19 protein-coding genes and 1 pseudogene are annotated in these 20,809 nt (G+C 44.4%); 5 read left to right on the top strand and 15 right to left on the bottom strand.

What is annotated here, in order from left to right; all coding sequences use genetic code 11:
- Positions 1-126: 126 nt before the first annotated feature.
- From PUW25_RS11725 to PUW25_RS11690, 8 genes are all read right to left on the bottom strand, one after another.
- Positions 127-1,014: a YwqG family protein gene (locus PUW25_RS11725; RefSeq protein ID WP_047913836.1), complete on the bottom strand. Its 888-nt coding sequence runs from the start codon at positions 1,012-1,014 to the stop codon at positions 127-129.
- A gap of 64 nt (positions 1,015-1,078) precedes the next feature.
- Complete coding sequence (locus tag PUW25_RS11720) at positions 1,079-2,263, bottom strand: alanyl-tRNA editing protein (RefSeq protein ID WP_047913874.1); 1,185 nt, start codon at positions 2,261-2,263, stop codon at positions 1,079-1,081.
- A gap of 224 nt (positions 2,264-2,487) precedes the next feature.
- Positions 2,488-3,216: an amino acid ABC transporter ATP-binding protein gene (locus PUW25_RS11715; protein WP_047913835.1), complete on the bottom strand. Its 729-nt coding sequence runs from the start codon at positions 3,214-3,216 to the stop codon at positions 2,488-2,490.
- Positions 3,209-4,660, bottom strand: coding sequence for an amino acid ABC transporter substrate-binding protein/permease (locus tag PUW25_RS11710; RefSeq protein ID WP_047913834.1), 1,452 nt, complete (start codon positions 4,658-4,660; stop codon positions 3,209-3,211). The genes PUW25_RS11715 and PUW25_RS11710 overlap by 8 nt, the downstream gene beginning before the upstream one ends.
- Before the next feature lie 321 nt (positions 4,661-4,981).
- A complete protein-coding gene (locus PUW25_RS11705; RefSeq protein WP_047913833.1) occupies positions 4,982-5,995 on the bottom strand; it encodes an NADP-dependent oxidoreductase in 1,014 nt (337 codons plus the stop codon).
- Between the two features lie 91 nt (positions 5,996-6,086).
- Positions 6,087-6,380: an ArsR/SmtB family transcription factor gene (locus PUW25_RS11700; RefSeq protein WP_047913832.1), complete on the bottom strand. Its 294-nt coding sequence runs from the start codon at positions 6,378-6,380 to the stop codon at positions 6,087-6,089.
- A gap of 58 nt (positions 6,381-6,438) precedes the next feature.
- Positions 6,439-9,252 carry a glycoside hydrolase family 2 TIM barrel-domain containing protein gene (locus PUW25_RS11695; RefSeq protein WP_274338607.1) on the bottom strand — a complete coding sequence of 938 codons (2,814 nt, stop codon included), beginning with the start codon at positions 9,250-9,252 and terminating at the stop codon, positions 6,439-6,441.
- Positions 9,253-9,349: 97 nt separating this feature from the next.
- A complete protein-coding gene (locus PUW25_RS11690) occupies positions 9,350-10,042 on the bottom strand; it encodes a CPBP family intramembrane glutamic endopeptidase (protein WP_047913830.1) in 693 nt (230 codons plus the stop codon).
- Positions 10,043-10,133: 91 nt separating this feature from the next.
- Here PUW25_RS11690 and PUW25_RS11685 point away from each other — a divergent pair, with 91 nt between their 5' ends.
- The 3 genes from PUW25_RS11685 to PUW25_RS11675 all read left to right on the top strand — a co-directional run bounded on the left by PUW25_RS11685 (position 10,134) and on the right by PUW25_RS11675 (position 12,661).
- Positions 10,134-10,916 (top strand): MerR family transcriptional regulator, encoded by a 783-nt coding sequence (locus PUW25_RS11685; RefSeq protein WP_205053186.1) that lies wholly within the window; start codon positions 10,134-10,136, stop codon positions 10,914-10,916.
- Between the two features lie 217 nt (positions 10,917-11,133).
- Entirely contained in the window at positions 11,134-12,039 is a 906-nt protein-coding gene (locus PUW25_RS11680) for a 3-hydroxyacyl-CoA dehydrogenase (protein WP_274520947.1), read from the top strand.
- 16 nt (positions 12,040-12,055) lie between these two features.
- Complete coding sequence (locus PUW25_RS11675) at positions 12,056-12,661, top strand: TetR/AcrR family transcriptional regulator (protein ID WP_047913828.1); 606 nt, start codon at positions 12,056-12,058, stop codon at positions 12,659-12,661.
- Positions 12,662-12,720: 59 nt separating this feature from the next.
- Here the strand turns inward: PUW25_RS11675 and PUW25_RS11670 are convergent, their stop codons facing one another.
- Positions 12,721-13,242 carry a PadR family transcriptional regulator gene (locus PUW25_RS11670; RefSeq protein WP_047913827.1) on the bottom strand — a complete coding sequence of 174 codons (522 nt, stop codon included), beginning with the start codon at positions 13,240-13,242 and terminating at the stop codon, positions 12,721-12,723.
- Positions 13,243-13,464: 222 nt separating this feature from the next.
- On the opposite strand from PUW25_RS11670, the gene PUW25_RS11665 reads away from it, so the two are divergent.
- The gene (locus tag PUW25_RS11665) at positions 13,465-14,697 is read left to right on the top strand and encodes a cytochrome P450 (protein WP_047913826.1); all 1,233 of its coding nucleotides are present in this window, start codon (positions 13,465-13,467) and stop codon (positions 14,695-14,697) included.
- Positions 14,698-14,802: 105 nt separating this feature from the next.
- Here the strand turns inward: PUW25_RS11665 and PUW25_RS11660 are convergent, their stop codons facing one another.
- On the bottom strand, positions 14,803-15,720 hold the full coding sequence (locus PUW25_RS11660) for a LysR family transcriptional regulator (RefSeq protein WP_047913825.1): 918 nt from the start codon (positions 15,718-15,720) through the stop codon (positions 14,803-14,805).
- 142 nt (positions 15,721-15,862) lie between these two features.
- On the opposite strand from PUW25_RS11660, the gene PUW25_RS11655 reads away from it, so the two are divergent.
- Positions 15,863-16,900 carry an alpha/beta fold hydrolase gene (locus PUW25_RS11655; RefSeq protein WP_205053187.1) on the top strand — a complete coding sequence of 346 codons (1,038 nt, stop codon included), beginning with the start codon at positions 15,863-15,865 and terminating at the stop codon, positions 16,898-16,900.
- Between the two features lie 71 nt (positions 16,901-16,971).
- Here the strand turns inward: PUW25_RS11655 and PUW25_RS11650 are convergent, their stop codons facing one another.
- The 5 genes and pseudogenes from PUW25_RS11650 to PUW25_RS11635 all read right to left on the bottom strand — a co-directional run bounded on the left by PUW25_RS11650 (position 16,972) and on the right by PUW25_RS11635 (position 20,774).
- A complete protein-coding gene (locus PUW25_RS11650) occupies positions 16,972-18,093 on the bottom strand; it encodes an NAD(P)/FAD-dependent oxidoreductase (protein WP_205053188.1) in 1,122 nt (373 codons plus the stop codon).
- Between the two features lie 105 nt (positions 18,094-18,198).
- Positions 18,199-18,288, bottom strand: a pseudogene (locus PUW25_RS27495) (beta-glucanase); the annotation flags it as partial.
- Positions 18,289-18,345: 57 nt separating this feature from the next.
- Positions 18,346-19,185, bottom strand: coding sequence for a formylglycine-generating enzyme family protein (locus tag PUW25_RS11645; protein ID WP_205053189.1), 840 nt, complete (start codon positions 19,183-19,185; stop codon positions 18,346-18,348).
- A gap of 113 nt (positions 19,186-19,298) precedes the next feature.
- Positions 19,299-19,934 (bottom strand): glycoside hydrolase family 11 protein, encoded by a 636-nt coding sequence (locus PUW25_RS11640; protein WP_047913822.1) that lies wholly within the window; start codon positions 19,932-19,934, stop codon positions 19,299-19,301.
- A gap of 72 nt (positions 19,935-20,006) precedes the next feature.
- Positions 20,007-20,774, bottom strand: a complete 768-nt coding sequence (locus PUW25_RS11635; protein WP_205053190.1) for an alpha/beta hydrolase — start codon at positions 20,772-20,774, stop codon at positions 20,007-20,009.
- Between the last annotated feature and the right edge of the window lie 35 nt (positions 20,775-20,809).

The following is a 20,809-nucleotide window of genomic DNA, read 5'->3' as shown; positions in this document are numbered from 1 at the left end:
TAACTTTGGGTTGTGTTGATTATATGATTAACACTAAATACTGTCAATTCTTTTTTTGTCCAAGTCAATTTCATCCAGAAATTAAAAAAAGAAAAGGAGCCGCAGAATCGCGGCCCCTCGTATGCTTCAGCTGGAATATAGAGAACAATAGGTTCGATCAAACCGGCCAGAGAGTAAATCTTCCTTACGAATAAAGAATTGTAATACTCCTGCATCCCACCATAAAAATCCGATATCATCATCAGAATCGATCTCAAGCAGCATAAGCGTATCCTGAATTTCTTGCATAGCTGCCGTCTCCCCGCCTGCAAGCTTCTCAGAGATCCTCTTGAGCGCTTCTTCGGTACTGTATTTGTACTGCTCACCGGTCAACAGCATTAAGGCTGCTTCATATTCTGCATCATCATGCTGTCCCTCTGGATAACCAAATATTTGAACAACATCTTCACGATGTCTGTCTCTAATCGCGAAACTCAGGTCCTCATACTCTCCATAATCGTGTTCCTCGTCCTCTATCACATCATAATCCACGTATGCATAATTTGGAGGCTCAAGTGAAGATCTGGCTTCCAGCTGATAGCCAGTAAACTTCCCTTCCAAAGTAGTTATATTGGGAGATTTACGTCTTGCCGCCCCATCTAGTTCATCCCTCTGCACAAATAATACTTGGTGTTCAATGTTGAAGGCAGGTTCATCAATACCTACAAAAAAATAGAGCATGCCGCTAGATGGCAGCAAGAATGATTCATCATTCTTATGTATCTCATCCAAATTCAGCTGGGCAAGAAATGTCATAGGCGTACCACTGCTTGCCTGAGGCCAGACAATAGATGACGGCAGATCAGGATCTCCGCCAACTCTTGACACGCAAGGATGAGTATAATCCTCTTTCTTCGACTTCTTCAACCTTACCCCTTGCCGTGTATGTTCAATTACATATTCAGCCGCATGAGTGAAATCATACTCTTCGATCAATTGTTCCAGCTTTTGTCGAGCACCTTGTTGAAGACTCATATTTTCTCCTCCTTAGTACATTCTTGTGAACCTAATATAAGGGAAATAGAATGTGGATACAGCCTCAGAGCTCTTTCTGATCTATTAGATATTGAGATGTAAATTCAAAAAATGCAGCAGCATCTTCCCAGCTATCAAAGCCCGCCTGAGCCATTACATCGCTGCCTCCGCCTTTCCCCTTAAATTCAGCCAAATGCTCCTTAAAAAACTTCCCGCAAGACGGAGCAGCTTCTTTATTCTGAGAAAGAACCACTTTATTCTCGGCAGCTGTGGCAAGCAGTACCGGTTTGCTCGTAATTGAGGTTAATTTATTTGCTAACCCTTGCAGATCCTTAAGTGTCTTGTCCTCGAAGGTATGACTGATCAAAACCTCAGTGGCATCACTAATCATTTGATGCGCAAGATACTCATCATTTTGAGCTCTAAGTGCAGCCAGTTCCGTTTGAAGCTGTTTTTGTTCTTTCTCCAAATTCATTAGCCGTTCTACTAGCTCTTCCTTACCCGCTTTGAATCGAGAGGATAACGTGCTGATGATCTGCCCATACAAGTTAAATTCCTTCAGTGCTCGATAGCCGGCTGTAAAATAAATTCGGGTATTCCCTTTCTGCTTCTCAGTCTTGAGCAGCTTGATTATTCCGATCTCACCGGTCGAGGATACATGGGTGCCTCCGCAGGCATTGTATTCCACATCCTTCATCTCCACGATGCGGATGTTCTCCTTCACAGTAGGCTGCTTGACCAGCTTGATTCCAGCAGCTTCTTCTTCGGTCACCCAATAGCTAAGAATCGGATGATTCAAATATATATGGCGGTTCGCTTCCTGTTCCACCGCATTTATTTGGTCTCTGCTCAGCTCAGCTGATTCGACATCAATTGTGCAGTAATCAACTCCCAGATGGAAGCTGAGTGTCGGGCATTTATAGAGCTCAAGGCAGACAGCAGACAGCAGATGCTGTGCGCTGTGCTGCTGCATATGATCGAACCGGACGTCCCAATCAATCCTGCAGCTGACCTCACTCGATTCAGGCAAAGATTGAACCTTATGTACGATCTGATCTCCATCGGCAGTAACATCCAGTACCGGAATCCCTTGAATCGTCCCGATGTCACAAGGCTGTCCTCCCCCATGAGGATAAAAAGCCGTTTCTTCGAGCTGAACGTAACAGCTGTCGTCTTGCTGCCATGCATCTATAATCCGGGTCTCCCATTGGGTCATATAAGCGGAGTCGTAGTAAAGCTTCTTTGTCATGATGAATAGTCCTTTCTTCACTCTGTGGTATGTTCCTCAGACGTGTTACACTTCGGCAGCTGTGAACAGTTACACTGTCCAAGCATGCTTGTTTTATTATACACGGCTTCCTCTTATTAAGGTATTCGTGATCCAGATTATACGCTGATAATATAAAAGAACCTCCGAGTTCCTGCGGCACTGCCGCCAAGCCTCGAAGGTTCTTGTTATTGTTTAATGATGAATTAGAGCACTTTCTGCAGGAAGCTGATCGTACGCTCATGCTTCGGTTTACCGAATACTTCCTCTGGTGTACCCTCTTCAATAATATAACCGCCATCCATGAAGATGACCCGGTCCGCAACCTCACGTGCGAATCCCATCTCATGCGTCACGATCATCATCGTCATGCCTTCACGCGCAAGGTCCTTCATAACGCCAAGTACTTCACCCACCATCTCAGGGTCAAGCGCCGAAGTCGGTTCATCAAACAGCATGACATCCGGATTCATCGCGAGTGCACGGGCAATCGCTACACGCTGCTTCTGACCACCCGATAATTCGGAAGGATAAGCACCGGCTTTATCGGATAGACCGACACGCTGCAGTAACCGCGTAGCCGTCTCACGTGCTTGCTGCTCATTCATTTTACCGAGCTCCATCGGAGCAAACATGATGTTCTTCAATACATTAAAATGCGGAAACAGATTAAAGTGCTGGAACACCATCCCAATGTTTTCTCGAGCTTTGTTTATGTCTGTTTTGGGATCACTTAGATCCTGATCATCCACAATAACATGTCCAGCCGTAATTTCTTCGAGCTTGTTGATGCAGCGTAAGAGCGTACTCTTTCCGGATCCGGAAGGACCAATGACGCACACCACTTCACCCTCGTTGACAGACATATCAATGTTCTTAAGTACTTCATTTGAGCCATAGCTCTTCTTCAAGCCTTCAACACGAACTTTACCCACGACTACGTTTCACCTCCAGCGAGCTAGCAATTTTAGTTAGAATAGTGATGACAATCAGATACATGATAGCAACCATCAGCCAGATATCAAAGGATGCGAACGTTCTCGCGATAATAATCTTACCGGATTGAGTCAGCTCGACCAGTCCGATCGCAGATAGGATCGACGTATCCTTAAGTGTAATAACCAGCTGGTTAATAAATGAAGGAATCATCACACGGATCGCCTGTGGAATGACAATCTTCATCATCGATGTGCGATAAGGCAGTCCAAGCGAACGCGCCGCTTCCATCTGACCTTGATCAATGGATTGAATCCCGCCGCGGATGATTTCTGTTACATAAGCACCTGCATTCAAGCTGAGTGTCAGAATGGCAGCCAGGTACAGCGGCATCGTAAAGCCAAACGCCTGTGGAATACCAAAGTAAATAAAGAATGCGAGTACGATAAGTGGTATACCACGGAATAAATCAACGAACACAGTTGCGATGAAGCGCAGGACCTTGTTTTGTCCAACCTTCATAAGTCCGAAGATCAAACCCAGAATAAAGGCAAAGAACAAGGATACTATCGTATAAATCAGTGTTTGTCCAAGACCCTTCAATAGCGGTGGAATCGACTGTAACATCAGTTCGCCGCGACTTATGGTTGGAGCAGGTACCCCTTCACCGTCTCCCAAATACTTCTCGAGAATCTGATCATACTCTCCGCTCGCTTTAAGGTTTGTGAGTCCAGCGTTAAACTTTTGCAGCAGCTCTTGGTTCTGCCCTTTGCTAACCGCAAATCCGTAGGAACCGCCTTCTTCCTTATCCGTTACGATCTTCAGTCCATTATTTTGAGTTACTCCGTAAGCCAGGACCGGATAGTCTTCAAAAGTAGCCACTGAATTGCCCGTCTTCACATCATCATACATTTGTGAGGAATCATCAAATGGCACAATGGTGAATCCGTACTGTTCCGAAATAGACTCAGCGAAGCTGTATCCTTCAGTACCCGTCTTGACGGCTACTTTATGACCTTCCAGGTCTTCATAGCTCTGAATGGTATCGTTATTAGCACCGACACCCATAACAACCCCGGATTCAAAATAAGACTCTGAAAAATCAAATTTCTGTTTTCTTTCGTCTGTAATACTCATACCGGCAATAACGCCGTCGACTTGATTCGACTCCAGCGCTTGTACTGCCGCATTAAACCCTAGCGGTTTAATTTCGTACTGAAAATTCTGATCCTTCGCAATTGCATCTAACAGATCTATGTCGATACCGACAAAATCACCGTTGATATCTTGAAATTCAAACGGTGCGAATGTTATGTCTGTTCCAATTACATAGGTTTTTCCGGAATTCGACTGTGCTGTAGCACCTCCCGCCCATCCGGACAAGCCGGTTACTAGAAGCAGCACCAGCGACAGAATAAAAAATGAGACCTTTGTTGTTTTCATATGTCCTCCTCTTGACGGTCTTCTTTTTCATAGTTACACCTGATTTACGGAAGGAGCTCGTACTCCTTTTTAACAGACGTAACGATTATTATACATTTTTATTTGCCGCATGAAAATAATCATTCGATGAATTTTTGTACAGTTATTATTCGTCTCTCTTGTGTATTCGATACAATTCGACATAACGAGGATTTCATTATCCAGTCAACATTTCTGCTAACAACGTGCAATATTTCCGCTTAAGTACATCAAACAGCACAAAAATAGCCATCTCCACAGATTTCTTACCATCGTGAAGATGACTAGAATTTTTCGATCTTATTATTCCGTTGGTTCTACTTTAACCAGCATTTTACCGATGTTTGTACCTTGGAACAGCTCCAGGAACGCTTCAGGAACACGATCAAAGCCTTCATATATTGTTTCTTCATATTTAAGCTTCCCTTCCGCTAACCATTGTCCCAGCATCTTCGCACCTTCGGGTAAGCGGTCTGCGTAATCGCCAAGCACAAAGCCTTTAATCATAGACCGTGTCTTAATCAATTTCGTCAGAATCCGAGGACCGACATCACTGCCCTCTTCTTGATTATAGGATGAGATCGCGCCGCAGAGCGGGATACGTGCATAATCATTCAATTGGGTCATAACCGCATCGGAGATGTCACCACCCACATTGTCGAAGTAAATATCGACACCTCTCGGGCAGGCTTTTTCAAGAGCTTCCTTCATATTGGCCGTCGTCTTGTAGTTAATAGCTGCGTCGAATCCAAGCTCCTTCGTAAGCCAATCTGACTTCTCGTCTGATCCTGCAATACCTACGACATGCGCTCCCTGGATTTTGGCAATTTGTCCGACAATGGAGCCGACCGCGCCGGCTGCGCCTGAGACGACAACTGTCTCCCCTTCCTTGGGACGTCCGATGTCCATAAGTCCAAAATAGGCCGTCAAACCTGTCATGCCAATAACACTAAGATAGGCGGATAATGGCGCGATGTTCTCATCAACCTGCTGCAGCTTGTCCGCATCCGCTACGTTATACAGCTGCCATCCAAGCATACCCAATACTTTGTCACCTTTACTGAAGCGATCAGATCGAGATTCGATGACTTCTCCAACGACACCTCCAGTAATCACTTCACCTAGCGGATAGGGAGGAACATAAGACTTGGAATCATTCATTCTGCCGCGCATATATGGGTCCACGGATAAATAAATCGATTTAACCAACACTTGACCTTCACCAGGCTCTTGAATCGGTGCTTCTTCAAATTTAAAAGTATCTTCCGTTGGCATGCCTTGGGGCCGTGAATGGAGCAAGATCTTTCGGTTCATCATAATAAATATCACTCATTTCGTAAGTATTATAGGGATATAAAGTTTTAAAACCTTCAAACTATTTGCGCAAAACAAAGGTTTCTCTTCTGCCTCAGAGGCTATCCAAGAAACCAGGTACTGCTGCATTAAACATATCCTTTACTAAATGAATCTTCTTATTCTGTCCTTCTCTAACGACATGAATCAGCTCAGCATCATTCATAATTTTCAGATGATAAGTAACATTCGATTTGTCCATGCCCAGCGTCCTTCCAATCTCACCACAGCTATTGGCTTGCGGACGTTCCATTAGGTAACGGACAATCTCGATACGTTTCTTCTCCGATAGTGCCTTGAAGATTCGCGCTCTCTTCTCATCATCGATATTCAATAGTTTGATAGTCATAGAACTATCTTACTCATTAAACGATATTTCTGTCAATGAAACTGACCATTCGAAATATTTACAGCAGTTTCGCGAGCTCATTCCATTCAAGCTGAACCGTTGGTTCAAATGCATCACTGTGCAGATATCTAAGAACGCTATGGATGAACTGCCTTCCTTCTGGTGTATCCTTTATTCTCTCATCGTCAAAGGTTCCAACTAACACTCGACCCTTGAACACGCGAGCCTCAAATAACAAGCCGAGCTTATGATTACGCTCGAAATTGTCAATGGTTTGAACAATCGGCTGTAGCTTCGGCTCCATATCGTCCATTATGATAGACCTGGAGTTCATGACAATGCTCCACCATGGATAGGTAGAATGTGACTCCGTAGGGAAATGTGCAAACACCGGATGCTCTTTATTGATATACAGTCCCATCGTTCCCACCGGTGTCGGCTTATTCATGCTTTCTGATATAGATCGAAACATCGGATAACACCAAAAATCCGTACTATAGGTTCCTTCTATGGAATGAGGCAAGGAAGCCGGATTCGGCAGCAGCAACACATCTTCACCCTGCTCTAACAGTGCACGGACCTCATCATTCAGCTCGCGGAATTTATGAACTCCTGCCCAGTCCAGTTCTGTGTGCATCGGATATATCCAAAGATCATAATTCTTGTAAATATCAGTTCCCTCGATCGTCAGCTTCAGCTCGACCTGTGTCATCACTTCAACCTCTGGCAATTGGATCTGAATCGTACCTATCTGTATATGATTCGAATCCGGACCCGCAGGGATCATTAATTCGCCTTCGGCAAGAGACGTCCCCTTACTTAACAATTCCCATTTTAACACTTTATTCTCGATAGAATCTGTCCGGTAATAGCTGAGTTCAACTTGGGCTGCAAATATCGCTCCTGCCTCATAATTATATCGTTCAAATCGAGCCAGCAGGACAGCATCCGAACAGAAGGTTCTCCACTCTTCTGGTGTGATCAGTCCTTTGGAATCCATGAATGCATCCAGCATACCGACTAGCGCCGTTCCTTGTCCACTGAAGTCCTGCAAATCCAGCAGCTGGAATCCAGCAAGTCGTTTGGTCCGAAATGCTGCCTCCAGCTCTTCCTTATAACATGCTGCAGCTAGTTTTCCGGAGTTCTCGAAGTAAGCCTCGGCCAGATGTCCCAGCCCCTTCGCTTCAAGCCGATCCTTAAACACCTCGAAATTTTTGGCCTTCAGTGATCCTGTATATTTCTCCATTTCCTTAAAATTCGGGTATGTCGCATATTGCCCAATCTCATGAGAGATAACGGGAATATGAGGAATTAACTGATCCTCCGCTGTTTCTGCCTGCACAGTACGCATCTCAGTTCCATATTGAATCTGAATCGACTTTATATCCGCTGATTGCTCTTCAATTTCTGTCTTAGCAGAAGGGACAATCTGTTCATCGTAATCCTTCATTGTGCCTGGAAGATCGGTTTGAACATGGCCAAGTGGTGCGTCACACATCGCATAGGAGCCTCGGAACAGACGATCCTTCGAGAAGCGCACTCCACAGTAGAAGTCCTCTTCCTCCAGAATAACAGGTACAAATTGAAAATTGTTCGAGCCTTCAGTATACAAATGCCGCGAATCGAAGTCCTTATACTGCTTCAAAATTTCATTTAATTTCTCCTTGCTCCCCCATAGCTCATTTCCGAGCGACATCATCACAAATGAGGGATGATTACCAAACGCACGAAGCATCGCGTAGCCTTCACTTATTAGATAATCCTGCTCTGCTTGATTATGCTGTTCATGCGTCTCATCGGTTATGGTTCCCCAGAACGGAAGCTCCGGCTCCATATAGATCCCTAACATATCTGCTGCGATAAATGCGGCTTCCGGCGGACAGCAGGTATGAAAGCGATAATGATTAATACCATAAGATTTGGAAATCTTCATAATTCTGAGCCATTCTTCCACATCCGTTGGAGCATATCCCGTTAGTGGAAAAATCAAGCCGTCATGTTTGCCGCGTAAAAATGTGTTCTTCCCGTTGATCGCAAACTTATCTCCAGCTGCTGTGAATTCGCGAAGTCCAATCAAGACTTGATGTGAATCCAAGACATCGCCGCTAACCGCTTTCAATTCAATGTTCAGCTCATATAAATTAGGCTTCAAATCGCTCCACAGCAAGGCATCTTCACCCATTTCATAAGTAACCGATACATTATTCGAGCTTAACTGGAATACTTGCTCCTTCACCGTATGTTTAACATCTGTATTAGAATGTCTTGCCGAGATATGGAGCTTAACGGCATCCCAGCTGCCGACAAGACGGGCTGTCAGCGCAACTGTCTTTTTCACCGGATCGGTATAAGCTTGAATGTTCTCTATATAACGATGGCTGAAGAACTGCAGCTCTACTCGACCCGTGATTCCGTTCCAATTGGTCTGTGTATCCTCGGAAGTCATATGCCCTCCCTTGGTCGGATAATTCGTATTGTCTACACGGATCGTAATGGTATGCTTCCCTTCACTCAGTGCTCCTGTTAGATCATGTACGTGCGGAGTGTTTAGACTGTTCTGTGTCCCAATCTCTTCTCCATCTACCCATACTGTGGTGACACGTGTACGCTCCAAGTACAGGAAGCAAGGCTTGTCCTGAAGATTCTCCGGAACTTCCACTTCTTTAGCAAACCAAGCATGGCCTTCAAAAGCATATTCATCGGTTAACGCACCGACTTTGACCTCTGTATTTTTCTTCCCCTTCTTTGCATGGGATGTCGTATTCGGTAGTGTGATGCTATCTACAAATGGCAGCTGTAGACCCTGCTTCTGCTCATCCAGCTGCAGACGCCAGGCCCCTTCTAGATTCATTCTGTGCAGCATTGTATTCATTCCCCTCTCCAACACTTCAGTTTCTATGTAATACATGCCATTCTATCATGATAACGCTTCATTTTAATACCTTTAATATCCGAAATTATCATTCAGTTCAGAGTGCGGTTAGGATAACAGCCAGCCCATTAAACCCTCCATGCACAATCATTCCTGGCACAATCGATCCTGTCTTCTCATAGCACCATGCACATATGACTCCCGATACAAAATTGACGGGCAAGGTGTTGTAAGTTGGTATATGGACAATCGTAAAGATAAAGGAACTTAAAAATATTCCGGCGCCAACACCCCATTTAACCCGGAACCACTTATATAGAAATCCGCGATAAAAAATCTCTTCATACACAGGTGATATAATCGCCGCTGAGACAAATCCGATCATGATTGTGAGCAGGCTTATATTTTGCTGCAGACTTTCTGTTTTACTATTCTCTGTACCTATGTGCAATAGATCCATCAGGATCAATATGAGAATGCTGGATGCAATTAATGCGATCAGCCAGATTATGATGAATCCCCAATACGATTTAGAAAAAGCTTGTAATCCAACGTCTGCCCACCTTAACCCATGCGGCTTAAGCGCAATGAAATACACGCCTGCGATAAAAATGATGGCCATGATCAGACCGGTTAAAGTACCCGAATATAAGCTGTTTTGAAGCCATTCATACAGAAAGTCTTGCAGTAAATACTCAATCGTGACCGGAACAATACCAAGGACAAGCAGGAGTAATAATCCGAGCTCCTTGAATGACCACTCCATCGATGCAAAGATTTGTTTCTTCATATTTCTTCCTCCTAGAACGCATTGTGTGATAAATTCAGATTAAACGGTGACGTTACGTAACCTGCAAGCTTTTTTTAGGAGGAATTACATAATGAATTTTTTAACTACAGGAATGGTATCGAAAAAGCTGAATGTCTCTCTACGAACCCTGCGTTATTATGATCAGATCGAGCTGGTGCAGCCTTCATTCAAAGACGAAAACGGCAAGCGTCATTATACGCCAGATAACTTATTGCTGCTTGAAAAAATATTACTGCTTAAGTCCGCTTCCATGTCACTCGAAGATATCAAGAAACTAACAAATCAGCTGTCCATCGAAAAAACGCTCCGTGTTCACAAGAACCACCTTGAATATGAGTTAACTCGACTAGAGGGCTCGCTCGATCACACCAATACACTGATTAACATGACGAAGCTCCAAACCGAGATAAAATGGGATCTGCTCCTGCCACTACTGTCAAATGATGATGAAGCTGAAGAACGAAAAAGAAGAAAGAAAAAGGTCATGGAAGCGTGGTTCACTGAGGATGAACAAATCGTCCTTACTAATCAATTACCAAAAATGGAGAACGACCCTGTTCAATTAACAAAATGGATTAACTTGATTAAACGAATTGAAATTTGTCTGGAGGAGAATAAATCTCCAAGCTCACGTGACGCTCAAATTATTGCCGAGGATACTCTGCTGCTATCTAATGAAATGTTTCAAGGCAATAAGGAGCTTGCCGACAAGTTCTGGAATGCAAGACGTTCTGAGGAAGCTTCGTCAGATCTCAATCTGTATCCGATTAGAGAGGAGATTCTTGTTTTTATGGAGCAGGCCCTTATTTATTATGAAACAAATCATAATTTAGAGTCTAACGCAAATATATAAAGTACTGCCATACTATAATTACGAGGTCCAGGGTAAATTATATTTACCTTCGGACTTTTTTTGTATTTGTTTTTCAGTCAGGTACATCACAAGAATGAACTAATAATGTTGACAAATTGTGAACAGAGGAGTAGCTTAGAGGTATACCATTTTTTGAACGTTTGTTCAAAACAATCGTTCAAATGATATACATTTCAATTTTAACTTAGAAGGAGAGATACAGATGAACTACACAAATATTACCGTAGCAGGCAGCGGTGTCTTGGGAAGTCAAATCGCTTACCAGACCGCATTTCATGGATTTCAAGTCACCGTATATGACATCAATGATGAAGCCTTGGATAAAGCGAAGGATCGGATCTCGAAGCTTAAAGCGCGGTATCAGGAGGATATGGGTGCAACTCAGCAGGAGGTAGATGCTGCTTACGAGCGCATGTCTTTCAACTCGAACCTCCGTGCAGCCGTTTCAAGCGCGGATCTGGTTATTGAAGCCATTCCAGAGATTGTGCCGATTAAGACGGATTTCTACAAGAAGCTCGGAGAAGTCGCACCTGCACATACCATTTTTGCATCCAATTCTTCTACTCTGCTGCCAAGTCAGTTTGCCGAAGCTACGGGTCGTCCAGCTCAATTTCTTGCCCTCCACTTCGCTAATGAGATCTGGAAGAACAACACAGCGGAGATTATGAAGCATCCAGGTACCGATGAGAAGGTGTTCGAGGATGTAATTGCGTTTGCTCGCGCCATTGGTATGGTGGCCCTTACACTGCACAAGGAGCAGCCTGGCTATATTCTCAACTCCCTGCTAGTGCCATTGTTAGATGCAGCCGAGCTTCTCTTGGTTAAAGAGATTGCCGATCCGGAAACGATTGACAAAACCTGGATGGTCGGTACAGGCGCACCGAAGGGACCTTTTGCGATTCTTGACGTGGTTGGTCTAACTACAGCCTATAACATCGTTCTTGCGAAAGCGAAGGCTACAGGGAATCCGAATTTGGAGAAAGTTGCAGAGCTGCTGAAGACCGATTATATTGATAAGGGTAAGCTTGGCGTTGCAACGGGAGAAGGCTTCTACAAGTATCCTAATCCCAGCTATGAGCATCCTGATTTCCTTAACAGCTAAAGGAGTATATTGACCTATGAGCCCTGCGAAGGACGACCAGGAAAAAAACAAACATGTAAAAGATCAAATACTGAAAGCAGCCAAGAAGCTGTTCTCATCACAAGGGTATGAAGCGACAACGGTCAGGCAAATCTGTGAAGAAGCCGGTGTTTCGCTCGCTCTTGTGTCTTATCATTTTGGCGGTAAGGAGAAGGTGTTCTTCGCCTTATTTGATCCCATCAGGGTGACGACTCAGAATCATCTGTACGACTTGTCGAAACCGTTAGATGCCCTGATTGATTTTTGCAGATCCTTTGTCTTATTCAGATACGAGGAGCACGAGCTGATTACCATCCTTCAGCAGGAGCTCTTCCTTATGAGTCCGAGGCTGGAGCTGATGACGGATGTATTTCTTCCCTCGTGGGACGAGCTTCGACAGATTCTGACGGCTTGCAAGGAGCAAGGAGTTATTGAGTATGAGTCATTAGAGATGACCATTAATTTTGTGATGGGAACTTTAATCTTCTCGTTAAGCAATCCTTTTCTTAATCCAATAGAGAAGAATTACTCGCCAGAAGAAGCGGCAGAACAAGCCATTGGTTATATTCTCAAGGGCATACGAAATTATAAAGGCACGCAGTAGATGCGTGCCTTTTGCATGTTCTCCAAACTCATTTACCACAGAAAATTTGAACGTTTATTCTACTCTTTTTCTCGAGCCACTTTTTCCATTAATTTATGGATCCAGTCCTGCTCAGCCTTTAGCTTAAATATAGATAGTCGAAGCACTTCATCCCGGTAACGATCAATGTTATGCTGCTCCTGTCTTTGCTCCAAATCGAATAAGAGCTGTTCGAGGTCCTTCATTCTCATATTTAATATGCGCAGCCGGTTATCCGGTGAAATATACCGAAACAGAGACACACGGATCAAGAATTCGGATTGATGCTTCGCATCTCTCTCTGTAAATACATTGACCAGGTCCGTTATTCGTCTCCTTCCATTCTCCGTAATCTCATATATATACTGTGTTGGCCCCCCGCTATGCTCATTCATTCGCTTCGTGACCAGGCCTTCCTCCGTAAACTTACGTAATGCGGGATACAGCATGTTGTTGTTCACATCCGTCAAATATCCTAGATCCTTCTGGATTTCCTTCTTGATTTCGTAACCATGTTTAGGAGATTCTTCGATCTGGATGAGTATAAGCAGCTCTATGTACATAATGTAAACTCCTTATATGGTGTAGTTCCTTCGTTTTTCTACGATATTGTAAGCTTACCAAATTCTTAGCTTTATCTTCAATCTATATTCGACAAAAAACCTCGGATCGGGCTGATGGTCATGGGTCATTCGAATGTGTCTGTGCATTTTCATATATGTTAAACTAACATAGTTAAAGCTTATTCAACACCATATTCTCACAAATGAGTGGAGGGATTGATCGTGAACAATGAAATTATATCCTTGGAGGAAATTACCGAATTCAAATCGTCGTCAGAGGAATTCAGCCCTTATGCCTGGTATAAGGACAAGCTTCAGAACGATCCTGTCAGCTATAATGAGGCAACGAACACATGGAATGTATTCCGCTATAACGATGTAAAACGTGTGCTGAGTGATTATGAGCATTTCTCTAACGTCAGAACACGTACGACCATCAGCGTTGGCGCTGATGTCGACGAAGGTAAGCACGCCGGGAAATTTAACCTGATGACAGATCCTCCCGAACACCGAAAGAGCCGCTCCCTGCTAGCTGCTGCATTTACCCCACGCAGCTTGAAGCTATGGGAGCTTCGAATCCAGGAAATCGTAAGCGAGTTGATTGACTCCATGGAGGACAAGCCCGTCATTGATATTGTCGACGAGTTTGCCAGTGCCCTGCCTACGATAGTTATTGCGGATCTATTAGGCGTCCCTACCAAAGACCGAATGTTATTTCAGCAATGGGTATATGACTTGTTCCTTCCTATGCCCAAGGAGAACCAAGAAACGGTGAATGAGCGTAAACGCAAAGCCGCTGTTGAATACTATTCCTATCTCTACCCTTATATTGTCCAAAAAAGATCCAATCTGTCGGATGATATCATATCGGATTTGATCCGGGCAGAAGTGGATGGAGACCAGTTATCCGATGATGATATTGTTAGAACAACGATGTTCATTCTGGGAGCAGGCATTGAAACGACAAGCCACTTGCTGGCCAATACGTTCTACTCCTTCTTATATGACAATCAGGAAATATATAATGAGGTTCGTACAAACCGTGAGCTGCTTCCGAATACGGTGGAGGAAATGCTGCGCTATCGTTTTAATGTAGCGAAGATGGACCGTACGGTCAAAGTGGATAATAACTTGCTTGGTGTTGACCTGAAGAAAGGGGACGTCGTGGTTGCCTGGATGAGTGCAGCGAATATGGATGGTGAAGTATTCGAAGATCCGTTTACGTTAAATATTCATAGACAGAATAACAAGCAGCACTTGACCTTCGGAAACGGTCCTCACTTCTGTCTAGGTGCACCTCTCGCTAGGCTGGAAGCTATTACAGGAATCAGCATGTTCATGGATAAGTTTGCAAGAATCGAGCCGGTTCCAGGCTTTAACCTGGAAGAGAACCTGACGCCATCTGCTGCAGGAAAAATGCTCTCTTCACTGCCGGTACGAGTTTACAGAAAATAAGCTAACTAAAATCCAATTGAAAATGGAGAGCTGTATACTATTTATGCAGCTCTCCTATTTGTAATTTCACCATAAGCAGCCGTTCAAGCTGTACAAATGTAGAATTTACGAAGTAACCTTTGAATTTCCCTCCTCTACAGCCATCACTTCCCTTGCTGTTTCTATGAAAGATAATATGATGGGTGAGAGCCACTTGTCTTTATGCCATACCATATGTGTGTATACGTGCAGGTCCGGGATTTCCCATGGAAGTGCAATGAGCTCACCTCGTTCAACCTCGGCTTCCACTGTTATTTCAGGAAGAAAGGCAATGCCGATTCTCGCTATAGCACATTGTTTAATCGCTTCCGCATTTTGAAACTCCAAATAGGTAATATCATCAATCCCCTTTTTCTCAAACGAACGGTCAAACATGGTTCGATAGGTACAGCCTTTTTCGTTGACCAGAAACACTTCTCCGTGAAAATCTTCCAGCTGTAGTATACTTCTTTCGGCCAGCGGATGGTCAGGAGCAACGAAAAAACGGAACGTTTCTTCTAGCAGCGGTTCCACTGTAAGTCCCGTCGAGAGAATGGCTTCATCCAGCATAAACACCACATCTGCAGTTCCCTCGAAGAGCGTTTGCTTGAGCACCTGATTCGGAACAGAGCGGAAAATAAGCCGGATTCCCGGATACCGCGAACGAAACTGCTGAAATACGGTGGGAAGCCGATAGGCACACAATACTTCGTTGGCACTGATCGTCAGGGTCCCGCTTAATAAATTATCATTTTCATGAACGGCACTTCGAGCTTCATCCAATTCTTCTAAAATGGTATGAACATGGCTTAGGAATCGCTTCCCCGCTGTGGTAAGTACGAGTTGTTTGCCCAATCGGTCAAATAAACGAACACCAAGCTCCTCCTCCAATGCTTTGATCTGCATCGTGACGTTGGAAGGGACATAATTCAGAGCCTCTGCAGCCCGACTGAAATTTAAAGTTGAAGCAACCGTGCGAAACGTATTCAGTTGTCGCAATTCCATTCTGCAACCCCCATTCACTTTCAATATTATTGAATATAGCTATGAATTCTGTTCACTTTTATTGAGATTACCATAGCACTATACTAACAACAACAAATGCATTTGTAATTTAAGGGTTCAAGATGAAGGGAGCAGTAAATCAATGGATTACGAGGTTTTTGATCTGGGTGACGTTAATTTGCAATCAGGAGTGACTTTACCAAACGCATTTCTTGCTTATAAGACGTATGGAGTATTGAACGAAAAGAAGGATAATGTGATCGTCTATCCAACAGCGTTTGGCGACCAGCATGTTCAGAATGAATGGTTAATTGGAAACGGCATGGCACTGGATCCACAGAAATATTTCATTATCATTCCAAATCTGCTGGGAAACGGACTGTCTTCGTCTCCGAGCAACACAGCTCCGCCTTTCGACCGGGGACATTTTCCACAAGTTACGATCTATGACAACGTGAATTTCCAACATCGGCTGGTCACTGAAAAATTCGGCATTGAAAAGATAGCACTCGTCGTTGGATGGTCGATGGGCGGTATCCAATCATTTCAATGGGCGGCAAGTTACCCCGACATGGTGGAACGAATTGCACCTTTCTGTGGAGCTGCAAAGACTTGGCCGCAAGCGTATGTGGTCCTTGACGGAATGAAGGCTGCACTTATGGCTGCTATTGACTTCGATTCAAGTAAAGTAAACCAATTGACCTCTGCACATATGCGAAGTGTTGGCCGAGTTTATGCGGGATGGGGGCTATCCCAAACCTATTACAGAGAAGGACTATATCGTGATATGGGATTTGACACACTAGAGGATTTTGTCGCTGGCGTTTGGGATGACAGCTTTATGAAGATGGATCCGCACAATGTCCTTGCCATGCTATGGACAGGCCAAAATGCAGATATAAGTGCTAATCCGGTCTATAAAGGAGATTTTGATAAGGCATTACAGAACATAAAAGCACAAGCCTGCATTATGCCAGGGAGTACGGATCTATTTTGTACTTCAGACGAAAATGCATACGAGGCTAAGCTTATACCAAATGCTGTGCTTCGTCCTATTGAATCGATCTGGGGCCACTTTGCCGGTCGCGGAATCAACAGTGCTGACAGCAAATTTATTGATGACAATTTAAGACACTTGTTGTCGCTTCATCCGAACAGATCAATAAATGCAAGAAATTAAAATAAAGAAAAGAAAAGCCTACTTCCCCTCCCTATAGCTTGGGAGAAACGTAGGCTTCTCTTCGTCTAGTTCTATTCCATCGCCTTACGAACATCATAATTCTCCAGGTCGATGTCGAGCTCCATTCCAAGTGCCAGCTTAGCAAGCTGGTTCCCGATATAGGGCCCCATTGTAAGTCCAGAGGCACCTAGTCCATTCGCCGTCATAAGCCCTTCCCATCCTGGAACTGCACCTATGACAGGCAGGAATCCTGGTGTAAATGGACGGAACCCCACTCGGACCTCTTGAAAAGTACTGTTCTCCAAGCCAGGAGCGAGCTCCAGCCCTTTGTTCAGAATTTCCTGCATTCCTCCAGCTGTTACTCTGGTATCATAGCCTTCGATATCGTTCTCATGTGTCGCACCGATGACTATTTTTTGCTCATCAAATGACAGCAGATATTGATCCGTTGGCGGCATAACGACAGGCCAGTCCCCGGTATTTTCATAATCAGCAACCTGAAGATGCATAATCTGTGCTTTCTGGTAGGTTACTTTAAAATGAATGCCTAAGGGTGCGAACAAGGAATTGGCCCAGGCGCCAGCACACACAATGACTTCATCAGCAGAATATCGTTCTTGACCAACAGATACCCCCGTTACCTGGTTTGATGTATACTCCAGAACGGCATCTCCATGAATAAGCTTGGCTCCGTTACGCACCGCCGACCGAAGAAGCGCATCACGCAGTGCCCGGCCATCTACTCTGGCTCCCCCGCTAACGTATACAGCATGGTACCCTTCTGCTAGCAGTGGGAAGAGCTGATGGGTCTCATCCGTGCTTTTCTGCGTAATGTCGCCAATCTCAGGTGCGTCCAGCTTCCGCTTCTGTGCCCGTTCCTCCATTTTACCGATCTTCTCCACATCCGTATGAATGCTAAGGACACCGACTCCGGCATAACCCGTTTCTGTTTCGCCCTCTTTCTCTAAGCTGTCGATCAGTTCCGGGTAATAACGAGCTCCGCCCTTCGCGAGCTGGTACCATGCCCGATTACGCCTCTGTGATAACCATGGGCATATAATTCCCGCCGCAGCATCGGTGGCCTGACCTTCATCCTTACGATCTATAACCAAGACCTCTGCACCAAGCTTTGCTAAGTGATAAGCAGTTGATGCTCCGAGTATACCTGCTCCTACTACGATGACTTTCTTCATGCTTACATTCCTTTCTTCAACCAATGACTCCATTATAACGAATACTGCATAATAGTATAAACACAAAAAGAAGCAGTTCATCATCAACTGCTTCTTCGTGAAATACTAGTTAATCGTATATTTTACCCAGTCGTACTCAGCGTGCAGCGGATTACGACTGGGAATATTGGTCGTAGCCGTATGTTTCATGCTGCCAATCAAATCTAGAACGTATACCCTGTATAGTAAGTCCTTCTGTTGTAAATGAGCCGATCATTTTCCTCGGACCACTCGGAAGCCCTGATCAGGACCAAAACCATTCGCATCAAATTTTCCGGGAAACGAGATCTCATTATTATTAACCCCGCCGATCCAGCCGCCGCCCTTTACTACACGCCAAGAATTCTCCGGGCTGTCGGGGTGGCTGTACCAATCCCAGCACCATTCTCGCACATTACCAGACATATCATAAATCCCTAACTCATTGGCTTTCAGGGACCCAGCTTTCTTCGTTTGATTTCGATTGTTCTCGATGGCGGGCCAGCTCCAATCACCAGTTAATATGTTATCCCCTGCATTTATCCAGTACCATGCCACTTCATCTGGGTTATTGCTTCCACTATAGGCATAATTCAGACTTTTCTGGCCTCCACTTGCAGCGTATTCCCACTCAGCCTCAGTCGGCAGGCGATAACCGTTAGCATCTTCGTTTATGGTAACCGTCCATTTCAAATGATCGTTCTCATTCTTATTCTTCTTATCTATAGTACTCTTATCAATGTTGTAGTAAGGTTTCAAATTCTCCTTAAGACTACGCTGATTGCAGTATTCCACGGCATCGTACCAGCTTACCGTTTCAACCGGCAGATCTTCTCCTTTGAATCCGGACGGATTCTCTCCCATAATCTCCATCCATTCCTTCTGAGTTACTTCATATTTTCCAATATAAAAATCGGAAATCGTGATGTCTGAATCACTAAAAGTAGACTTGCTGCTCTTAAACGTTCCACCTTCTACGTATACTAAATCATCGCTTACATCAGATTCATTCGTTGAACAAGCGCTCAAGCCAGCGGCTGCCACAATAAATAAGCACAGGATCAGCTTTCTCATTCCATAGTCTCCTTTAAAACTACATTGAAAGCAAAACAGGTCTTTGGACCTGTTTTGCTATATGAATATCAATAAATATCAATATTACAAGTGCTTCACTTCATTTGATCTTGTTACCAGACTGTCACGTTAGAGCTACCGCTGCTCTGATATCCCTCAGTAGCCATAACCTGATAGGACCAGCTATTGCCTAAGTGCATACCTTTGCTCGCCCATGCATTAACATGATTACTGAATGTGATCGTGGAATTTACACCAATAGGCCGCTTGGTTTGTCTTACGCTCCAGTACTGAGGGAAGGTTTGAGTACCGTCAATGGAAGGCGCATTATATCTCATAGTCGTGTAGATGTCATACGTTCCGCCATCACTGTTCACTGTGCCTTTGTATGTTCCAGTAGGACGATAGGTTCCCCAGTTGTCTACCACGTAGTACTCGATTAGTGAATTTCTGGTCCAACCATAAAAGGTCAAATATCCGTTACCTGAAGGAGCAAATACGCCGGCATTATAGTTAACTACCCTATTAGGTGTACCGTATGTCCAACCTTTACCCACAACGAAATTGCCGGTGTTCTGCCAGTTTACACTGTAGTTACCACCTGAGCCATTCACGGCATTAACGGTTCCTCCACCATCTGTCCAATTCTGCCAGTAATCCGTCGCAGCACTTGAAGTTGCGGCAAATACTCCAAAACTCATAGAAGCGGCAAGAACAACTGTCAACAATTTTTTACTGAATTTGAACATGGTAAACGACCTCCTGATATTTTAATAGATTGGTTTATATCCTAGTAATACTGTGATCTTCCTACTGTCTGGTTATTTGAACAAGTGTTGTAAGAATAGATACAAATCGTTCTTCCACACGGGCCAGTCATGGCCTCCGCTCTCTTCATACCAAATGTGTGTCACACCATGCTGCTCCAAGTATTGATGTAAGTCAATACTAATCTGTATAAGATTGTCTTGATATCCGCAAGACAACCACAGCAAGTTTAGCAGCGATGATGCTTCCACTGGATTAGGTACGAGAAGACTTGGCGCCTTGGTGTTCGGAGCTGGGGAAAAGGCACCTACCCAAGCGAAAAGGTCCAGATGGCTGAGTCCGATATTCAGAGACTGACCTCCGCCCATGGACAATCCGGCAATTGCCCGGTTATTCCTATCTGCGCTTGCGGAATAGTTCGACTCAATGTAGGGTATAAGGTCATCAATAAGGTCAAGCTCAAATCGTTCAAACGCGCTTATCTTCTCAGGTTCAAATAGGTCCCCTTCAGCACTGTCATTAGGCATAGCCCGTCCGTTCGGAAGGACAACAATCATGGGTACAAGAAGATTGTCATTGTATAGATTATCGAGAATAATCTGCGGAGCTCCATGGTTGTACCACTCCGCTTCATCCCCGCCAATTCCGTGCAGCACGTAAAGGACAGGGTATGTGAGATCCGGGGTATAGCCTGGTGGTGTGTACACCATCGCTTTACGTACATTTCCAACCGTTGTGGAGTTATACTGGGCTGTCTCAATCAGTCCACGAGGTATGTTGTCGCGATATTGGTCATATCCCGCCGGTGCTGAAGATATCATGTACATAAACTCCCTTCACGGCTTGCATGATCCCA

This window comes from Paenibacillus urinalis (assembly GCF_028747985.1).
Taxonomy (GTDB): domain Bacteria; phylum Bacillota; class Bacilli; order Paenibacillales; family Paenibacillaceae; genus Paenibacillus; species Paenibacillus urinalis.
Note: the sequence above shows the minus strand (reverse complement) of the source record. Positions and strands in the feature narration are given on the sequence as shown.